The following is a 7237-nucleotide window of genomic DNA, read 5'->3' as shown; positions in this document are numbered from 1 at the left end:
AGGACCTGATCCTGGACCTGGCCCAGGGCCATGACCTGCTGGTGACCTTGGAGGAGAACGCCATCGCCGGCGGGGCCGGCAGCGCCGTGTCCGAACTGCTGTCCGAGCGCGGTGTCCTGGTGCGCTGCATCCACCTGGGGCTGCCGGACCGCAATGTGGAGCACGCCGAACAACCGGCCCAGCTCGCCATGTGCGGACTCGACGCCGCCGGCATCACCGCCCGGGTGCACGCCGAGCTGGAGCGACTGGGGCTCGCACCAAGCCCGTGCCTGGGCGCCATCGCCGCCGCGTAAGCCCGGCACGACCGGGAGCGCCGCACCCCAGTGCGGCGCCGCCCCCGCCATAAGGACATCGTATGAGACTGCCAACAGGCCCCACCGCCAGGCGTTCACTCATCGCCCTGATCACGCTCGGGGTCATCCTGCTTCTGGCGGCAACCGCCATCCCGCCAGCCCTCGGCGCCCGTGCCCAGCAGGCCTACCAGGACCTGCTGCGCGGCACCGTGGCGGCCCTGCCCCCCGGCTGGGTCCTGGTGGAGCACTATGAGCGCGGCTGGTTCAGTTCCAAAGCCAACGCCGAACTGACCCGGCAACCCCTGCCCGGTCAGACCCCCGCTGGTGTCAGCCGCATCCATCTGGACAGCCGCATCGAGCAAGGTCCCTGGGCCTGGTTCAACGCCGACCTCTTCCCGGCACTGACGCAGGTCCACACCCGCGTCGAAGTGCTCGCCGATCCGCTGCGGGTTCCGCCGCTGCTCTTCACCACCACCATCGGCGCCAACGGCTCCGGCCTCACGCGGCTGCTGATCCCGGCCACGGAACAGAGCGGCGCACCGGACGGCTTCCGGCTACAAAGTAAGGACATCACCGGCACGGCCCGCTATCGGCCGAACCCGCGGCAGCTCGCGGCCGACCTGACGGTCCCCGGCCTGGCGCTGCTCGACAGCGCCGGCCCCATCGCGCGCCTCACGGACGCCCGGCTGAAGGCCGATCTCACCGGCTGGATCGGCGGACTCTTCACCGGCCGCACCAGCCTGGAGGTCGAATCGGCCGAACTGAGCCCACCGCCGCAACCGAATGCAAACGCCAAGGCGGCCCTGGTCCAACGGCTGCACCTGAGCCTGGAGCAGGTTCCCCAGGGCCAGGCCCCGACGCTGCGGCTCGACCTGCGCCTCGACGCCGCGGCCGAACTGCTGCGACTGGGCAGCGTCGACTACCGCTCCCCCGTCATCGGTCTCGCCGCCCGGTCGCTGGACGCCCAGGCGCTCGCCGAGATCAACACGGCGCTGCGTACCCTGGCGGACGACGGCGCCTCGCGGGCCATGCGCGGACTGGTGGGCGCCACACTGCTGACCCAACTGCTGCCCCGCTTCCTCGCCGCCGGCCCCAGCCTCACGCTCGACCCCTTCACGCTGACCACCCCCGCGGGCCCCGTCGCCGCGCACCTGTCCCTGGGCGCCGCCGCCCAGGGCCCCGGCGCCACCGGCGCCGCCGTCCTGCTGAGCGCCCTGCTCAACCGCGGCAAGGCCAACTGGCTGACCGGCCTCACGGGCGATGGCGCCATCGACCTGCCCCAAGCCATCGCGCTCGAATGGCTCGCCCGCGCCGATACCGCCGTCCCGCCCGCCCCCGCGGAGCGCCTGCAGACCTGGATCGACGGCGGCTGGGTCAGCGCCCGGGACGGGCGCGTCACCAGCACCGTGCGGCTTGCCGATGGGCAACTGAGCGTCAATGGCAAGCCGGTGCCGCTGCTGCGGTCCGTGTTCGGACGCTAGCAGGCTGTCGGACTTCGTGATAAAACGAAGAAGAAACATCAGGCCACCCCGGTCGATGGAATTCCCCCGCGGGAGCGGCTTGCAGGCGCACTGCGAGGCTGCGGTAACCTGCGATGTTGCAGCACCTTGCGAGACCTCCCCCAGATCACCTGCCTGAGCCATCAGCCGTCTTGCCCGGCACCTTCCCTGCGGCTAAGATGGAGGCTATATCCGGACTCGGATAGTTGAATGTCCTCTCCGTCTCGCCATCATCACGCAGCTTTGAGGAACCACGCAGATGTTCGACACTCATCGCCCGATGAAACCACGGCTCGCAGCAGTCCTCGTCCTTGCGGGCGCCATCTTTGCGCCGGGCATCCCGGAGGCGGCGCACTTGCTCCAGCCGGTCAAGCCGATACCCGGCCTGCAGCCTGGTGACCGGTATCATTACGTCTTCGTCACAGTCGGTGTCACGCCGGCCACCTTCGTCACCATAGAGGACTACAACGGCTTCGTCGATATCCAGGCCGATGCAACAGGGCTTTTTCAGTCGCTGGATATTCAATGGCGTGCTATCGCTTCCACGCCCGAGACCTCAGCGCAGACCAACATCAGTTCACTCATCGCAACCGATGCCCCGGTCTTCTTGCCCGATGGCACTATGGTGGCAGCCGCCGTTTCAGACCTCTTCGACACCGAAGAAAACCCTTTGCTGTCTACAATTACCATGACTCAGAACGAAACATTGCGTGCTGAGATGGTTTGGACAGGAACTGGCACCCACGGTGAATCACTGGGCCCAGGCGCATTGGGCGGGACTTCGTCTTTCACCGGTATCGGCCATGCTCAGAACCCATCGGCAGGTTGGTTGCTCGGCTCGTACCGGACCAAGACCGAGCAGTTTTCGCTATATGCTTTCAGCGAGGAGTTGGAAGTGCCCGCGGTCCCCGCGCCCGCCACGGTCAGCCTATTGACGATGGGACTGCTGGCGCTGCTCCGGCGCCGTTCCAGCATAAGGGTCAAGGGGTCAAGGTAAAGGGATCAGGGTCGAATAGCACTGACTTAAGCCGCAGCACTTATAAATCAGCCAGTTACAGCAGGGTCGACAAGGAGCCACGTGGGCGGAGGCGGCATTTTCTTCCCCTGCCCCCCTACGCATGGCCCGAAAGCGGCTTTCGGCGGTGTGGCAGACGATCAGGGTGTACATCAAGGTGTTGCGCCCATGGTCAAAGGCAGGCAATGACCTCGTGGTCCAACCCGGTGGACTGGGCGATGACGCTCGGCGCGACGCCGTTGGCCTTCATCGCCCGGGCGATCTCCAGCGTGCGCTCTTCGCGACCCTTCTCAAGTCCCTCCTGACGTCCCTCCTCGCGCCCTTCTTCGCGCCCCTCGATCTTGCCGAGTCCATAGTTCGACGCCACCAGGCTCGCCTGCAGGTGCAGATCGTCCTGCCAACGCTCGTAGGCGGCGCGCTCCGCCGGTGCGAGCTTGAGCACGTCGAGCTTCTCCTTGGCCTCGCTCAGGCCCTTGGCCGAGAAGCCGTCCTGGATCGCCTCGTGCTTGAGGAAATAGACCCATTCGTCGAGGGTGTCGTGGGCGATGTCGTCGAACCGCTCGACCTTGATCAGGTAATACTCGGGGAACAGCTCGTGGGTGCGCTCGCGCCCCGGAAACAGTTGACGTTGGGCGCGGCTCAAGGCCAACTCGTCGTGCTTGTGCAGGCCGTGGAAGCGGGTGGTGCCGCGGTAGATATAGTCCTCACCGTGGCCCAGGTCGAAATAGAGGATGTTGACCGAGATGACCTTGACCAGGTCCGCATAGGGCTGGCCGGCATCCAGGTGCTCGACCAGGGTTCGGGCGCTGCCGTAGAGCATCCGCGACAGGTAATCGTGCTGGCGCTCGTATTGGACCTCGATCAGCACCAGCTCGCCGCGGTGGTTGCGCACCCTGAGATCCAGGCGGTTGGAGCGGTCGTCGGCCGTGTCGCGGTTCGACTCCGATTCCAGGACCTCCACGATCTGTACGTCCTCGCGCAGCAGCTCGCTCAGGAAGCCCTCGAGGATGCCGAAGTTGGCCTTGCTGCGCAGCAGCCGCTTCATGGCCCAGTCGAAGCTGATGAGCTTGCGCGTTGGCATGGTCGCTGACTCCGGGGGATAGGGATGGGGCGCACAAGTTTAGCTTGTGTCGGTTGGGGGCGGGGCGGGGCAGAATCATCCCATAATGCTGCATGGCCCTGGCCACCACTTGAGCCCCCGGTTTGACTTAACTCGAGCCTGGATCCTTTTTCCGTCAATGGCAGCGCGATTAAGTAAACTGTCCCCAGGATTTCCCTAAGATAGTGATTGATTTTTAGTGGTTACATACGGAATCAGTCTTCCATTGGAAACGCGGTGCTTGGCTTTTCTATCGTTTAAGATCGGCGACCCGGAACTGACGACCAGTCGGATCTCCTCTTCCGATGAGTATTCTAGGTGCTTGAACCGAATGAGTAGGTACTCTCACGCCGGACGGGGCATTCGCCCCGTCCGCAACGTTTGCCCTGAGGCCGCCGGTCCATGCGCAGGGTCGGCGACGGAGTAAATGTCCGGGACGGGGTGACTATCCCGTCCCGCCGCGGTTGATGGAACATACCCCGTCCGGCTCAGGAAACCCTGGTCGGTCCCTGGGGTCCAATGGGGTAGTCTCTGGGGTATCCCCACGAAATCCGCCGCTCGGGTCAGTCGGCCGACGTTGCGGCATGGTTGCTCGCAACCCATTGATTCGGTGCCCCGACGGCATGGAGAAAGTCTTTGGTGACGTATTGGTAATCTGGCCTGACCGTCTCCAGGCGGGCCAGGAACAGCCGCGAATAAACGCGGACCTTGCCCCTGCCGGGCCGCTCCACGGCGGCGCTGCGCGACTTTCGCGCTCGGGCGGCGGCCGCAGGTGGGACGCCGGGGCCGGAAGTCGAGGCTTCAGTCGGCCGGTTCTTACGCCGAATGCAGGCGCGAAACTTTGATAAATATCAAAAGCTTTTTGATTATTGGCGGAGAGGGAGGGATTCGAACCCCCGGAGGATTGCTCCTCAACGGTTTTCAAGACCGCCGCTTTAAGCCGCTCAGCCACCTCTCCGAACGCAACCAGGAAACCCCGCCCCTTGTGCCGCGTCCGATCAGCCCAAGGTGCGGGGCTACCAGGATAACCGAATCCGCGCCGACACCCAAGGCTTTGCCTGCGGCTTGGCGTCCGGTATCCTTCGCGGAACTCGGCTTTTGTCCCCGGGTCTGACACGCTGCCCACCGCGGCGACTTGACCGGCCTCACAACCCAACCTCAACCAGGAGCAAGACCACCATGGCCAACCCCGACTACACCCTGCTGCGCGGCGCCCCGGAGGCGGTCGCGGCCAACAAGGTGCTCAAGAACACCTACCTGCTGCTGGCGGCCACCCTGGGCTTCAGCGCCCTGACCGCCATGCTGTCCATGGCCCTGCACATGCCGCCGATGGTCTACATGGGGGCGGTGCTCGTCTCCATGGTACTCGGCATCTTTGTGCTGCCCAAGACAGCCAACTCGTCCGCCGGCATCGGTGTCATCTTCCTGATCACCGGCCTCCTGGGATTCGGGCTGGGGGCGATCTTGAGCGTCTACCTGGCACTGCCCCACGGACCCGAGACCGTCGCCATGGCATTCGGCGGCACCGCGGCGATCTTCCTGGGCCTCTCCGGCTATGCCCTGACCACCCGGCGTGACTTCAGCTTCCTGGGCGGCTTCGTGTTCGCCGGCATGATGGTGCTGCTGATTGCGATGCTCGCGAACCTCTTCTTCGCCATCCCCGCCCTGTCGCTCGCCATCTCCGCCGCCATGATCCTGCTGATGAGCGCCATGATCCTGTGGGACACCAGCCGCATCGCCCGCGGTGAGGAGACCAACTACATCATGGCGACCTACAGCATCTATCTGAGCATCTTCAACTTGTTCATCAGCCTGTTGCAGTTGCTGGGAATCCTGGGCGACGATTAGTCGGCCGGGATCGAAACGGGCGCTGACGGCCCCCGGCGCACTGCCGGGGGCCGTCAGCCGGGTCATCGACACCTGGAGTGAAACCTCATGGAACTGTTTCTGAAGGTCGCGTTGGCGGCCGTCCTGGTGCTATTGCTGGTGCGTCTGTGGCCCGCCTACAAGCAGTGGCAGGAACGCGGCATCAAGGCCGGGGCCGGCGATTGGGCGGCCGCCCTGCTGCCCTTGGGCGCCGTGGTGCTGTTGGTGGTTCTGCTCATCCTGGCGGTCCGGGCGCTATAATGCAGGCCCGGGGCAGCCGAGCGCACGGTACTACTCGATGGCCGACCTGACAGCGATCGGTGACGCCGACGCGCCGACCGTCTGCTACGCCCGGGTGTCGAGCCACGACCAGAAGGCCGACCTGGACCGCCAGATGCTCGCCGAACGGCAAGCGACCGCCGCTGTAATCGCCGACGACCTTGGGCTTTACCATGCTGATAGCCAACAAGATTGAGTTGCGGCCGACGCCTGAACAGGTAACGTACCTCAATCAGTCATGCGGTGCGCGGCGGCATTGCTACAACCAACTGCTGGCGCACTTCAGCCAACCGGGCGTCAAGTGGTCGAAGGCCGCGGCCTATCAGTATTACATGGCGGTCCTGCGCGTTGCGTTTCCGTGTGATATGCTGCTTGCTCAGCGGACAATGGAATGCGACTGCGGCAGCGTCATGGACCGCGACCTCAACGCCGCCAAGAATCTCGATCGTTATGGGTTGGATCGTCTGGACGCGCTCAAGCCGGACGTTAAACGCACGCAAGCAGATAAGACGGTTTCGGCCGCGCTGGCGTTGACGGCGTGAATACGCTTGAGATAAGTGAATATTATCTCAGACGTTTATGAGCGGCATCATGGGCGGAAAGACCGGGTCGGTCGTACTCTTCTTGCGCAACCTTCCTCCCAACACCAGCCGCAAAGACCTGCGGGAGTTCGTGCAGGGCGCATTGCGTGAGGCCGGCGTGCGAACCCTGCCCTTCGTCAGCGTCTGCGCCAACGCCAGTATCATGCGTATTGCTGACTTGGCGGCCGGCACGACCGAGTACCATGGTCTGATCGAGGTCCGGCCCGCGCGCCTTGCCATGCTGGCGATCCGGGTCCTGAACGGCAGGGCACTGCACGGCTGCCCCATCGAGGTCCGCCGCTATCGCCAGCGCTCCCCTTGGGGGGAGCATCGTCAGCGCCAACAAGAGGCCAGCGGGTCCGCTACGGTGGTCGCGCGCCCCCTGGTGGAGCGACGCCGCGAACACCTCAAGATCGACTTGGTCAAGGCGACCCCGACCGTCCCCGCCCTCATCGAGACCGGCCCCGATCTGCGGGCATTCACCGGAGTCGACCTGGAGCCAGCCCTGGGGTGCGATCAGAACTGATGTGGTGACCGAGATCCCTGGTACGCTGTCGTTGTCGTTGTCGTTGTCGTTGTCGTTGTCGAATAATCCGACCACGATT

The 7237-nt window shown here is 64.8% G+C and carries 9 protein-coding genes and 1 tRNA gene; 8 read left to right on the top strand and 2 right to left on the bottom strand.

The genetic code is table 11. The features are described from left to right. From QZY48_RS07080 to QZY48_RS07070, 3 genes are all read left to right on the top strand, one after another. Window positions 1-293: transketolase C-terminal domain-containing protein (locus tag QZY48_RS07080; RefSeq protein ID WP_295429477.1), on the top strand; the 293-nt coding region annotated here is incomplete at its 5' end. A gap of 62 nt (window positions 294-355) precedes the next feature. Next, complete coding sequence (locus QZY48_RS07075) at window positions 356-1774, top strand: DUF945 family protein (protein WP_295429475.1); 1419 nt, start codon at window positions 356-358, stop codon at window positions 1772-1774. A gap of 277 nt (window positions 1775-2051) precedes the next feature. After that, entirely contained in the window at window positions 2052-2789 is a 738-nt protein-coding gene (locus tag QZY48_RS07070; RefSeq protein ID WP_295429472.1) for a hypothetical protein, read from the top strand. A gap of 190 nt (window positions 2790-2979) precedes the next feature. Here QZY48_RS07070 and QZY48_RS07065 read toward each other — a convergent pair whose 3' ends face one another. After that, window positions 2980-3888 (bottom strand): Rpn family recombination-promoting nuclease/putative transposase, encoded by a 909-nt coding sequence (locus tag QZY48_RS07065; protein WP_295429469.1) that lies wholly within the window; start codon window positions 3886-3888, stop codon window positions 2980-2982. Window positions 3889-4776: 888 nt separating this feature from the next. Next, window positions 4777-4864, bottom strand: a tRNA-Ser gene (locus QZY48_RS07060). Window positions 4865-5085: 221 nt separating this feature from the next. Here QZY48_RS07060 and QZY48_RS07055 point away from each other — a divergent pair. The 5 genes from QZY48_RS07055 to QZY48_RS07035 all read left to right on the top strand — a co-directional run bounded on the left by QZY48_RS07055 (window position 5086) and on the right by QZY48_RS07035 (window position 7158). Further along, on the top strand, window positions 5086-5754 hold the full coding sequence (locus tag QZY48_RS07055; protein ID WP_295429467.1) for a Bax inhibitor-1/YccA family protein: 669 nt from the start codon (window positions 5086-5088) through the stop codon (window positions 5752-5754). 87 nt (window positions 5755-5841) lie between these two features. Further along, window positions 5842-6033, top strand: a complete 192-nt coding sequence (locus QZY48_RS07050) for a hypothetical protein (RefSeq protein WP_295429464.1) — start codon at window positions 5842-5844, stop codon at window positions 6031-6033. A gap of 37 nt (window positions 6034-6070) precedes the next feature. Then, window positions 6071-6247, top strand: a complete 177-nt coding sequence (locus QZY48_RS07045; RefSeq protein ID WP_295429461.1) for a hypothetical protein — start codon at window positions 6071-6073, stop codon at window positions 6245-6247. Further along, window positions 6225-6593, top strand: coding sequence for a helix-turn-helix domain-containing protein (locus QZY48_RS07040; protein WP_295429458.1), 369 nt, complete (start codon window positions 6225-6227; stop codon window positions 6591-6593). Before QZY48_RS07045 ends, QZY48_RS07040 begins: the two co-directional genes overlap by 23 nt. 49 nt (window positions 6594-6642) lie before the next feature. Further along, window positions 6643-7158, top strand: coding sequence for an RNA-binding protein (locus QZY48_RS07035; RefSeq protein WP_295429455.1), 516 nt, complete (start codon window positions 6643-6645; stop codon window positions 7156-7158). Window positions 7159-7237: the final 79 nt, after the last annotated feature.

The sequence above is a fragment of the uncultured Thiodictyon sp. genome, assembly GCF_903828115.1.
In the GTDB taxonomy this organism is placed as follows: domain Bacteria; phylum Pseudomonadota; class Gammaproteobacteria; order Chromatiales; family Chromatiaceae; genus Thiodictyon.
Note: the sequence above shows the minus strand (reverse complement) of the source record. Positions and strands in the feature narration are given on the sequence as shown.

Excerpts from the sequence above, each read along its gene's own strand:
- QZY48_RS07050 (WP_295429464.1), top strand. The coding sequence starts at position 5,842 with ATGGAACTGTTTCTGAAGGTCGCGTTGGCGGCCGTCCTGGTGCTATTG.
- QZY48_RS07035 (WP_295429455.1), top strand. The coding sequence starts at position 6,643 with ATGGGCGGAAAGACCGGGTCGGTCGTACTCTTCTTGCGCAACCTTCCT.
- QZY48_RS07055 (WP_295429467.1), top strand. The coding sequence starts at position 5,086 with ATGGCCAACCCCGACTACACCCTGCTGCGCGGCGCCCCGGAGGCGGTC.
- QZY48_RS07065 (WP_295429469.1), bottom strand. The coding sequence starts at position 3,888 with ATGCCAACGCGCAAGCTCATCAGCTTCGACTGGGCCATGAAGCGGCTG.
- QZY48_RS07045 (WP_295429461.1), top strand. The coding sequence starts at position 6,071 with ATGGCCGACCTGACAGCGATCGGTGACGCCGACGCGCCGACCGTCTGC.
- QZY48_RS07040 (WP_295429458.1), top strand. The coding sequence starts at position 6,225 with ATGCTGATAGCCAACAAGATTGAGTTGCGGCCGACGCCTGAACAGGTA.
- QZY48_RS07075 (WP_295429475.1), top strand. The coding sequence starts at position 356 with ATGAGACTGCCAACAGGCCCCACCGCCAGGCGTTCACTCATCGCCCTG.
- QZY48_RS07070 (WP_295429472.1), top strand. The coding sequence starts at position 2,052 with ATGTTCGACACTCATCGCCCGATGAAACCACGGCTCGCAGCAGTCCTC.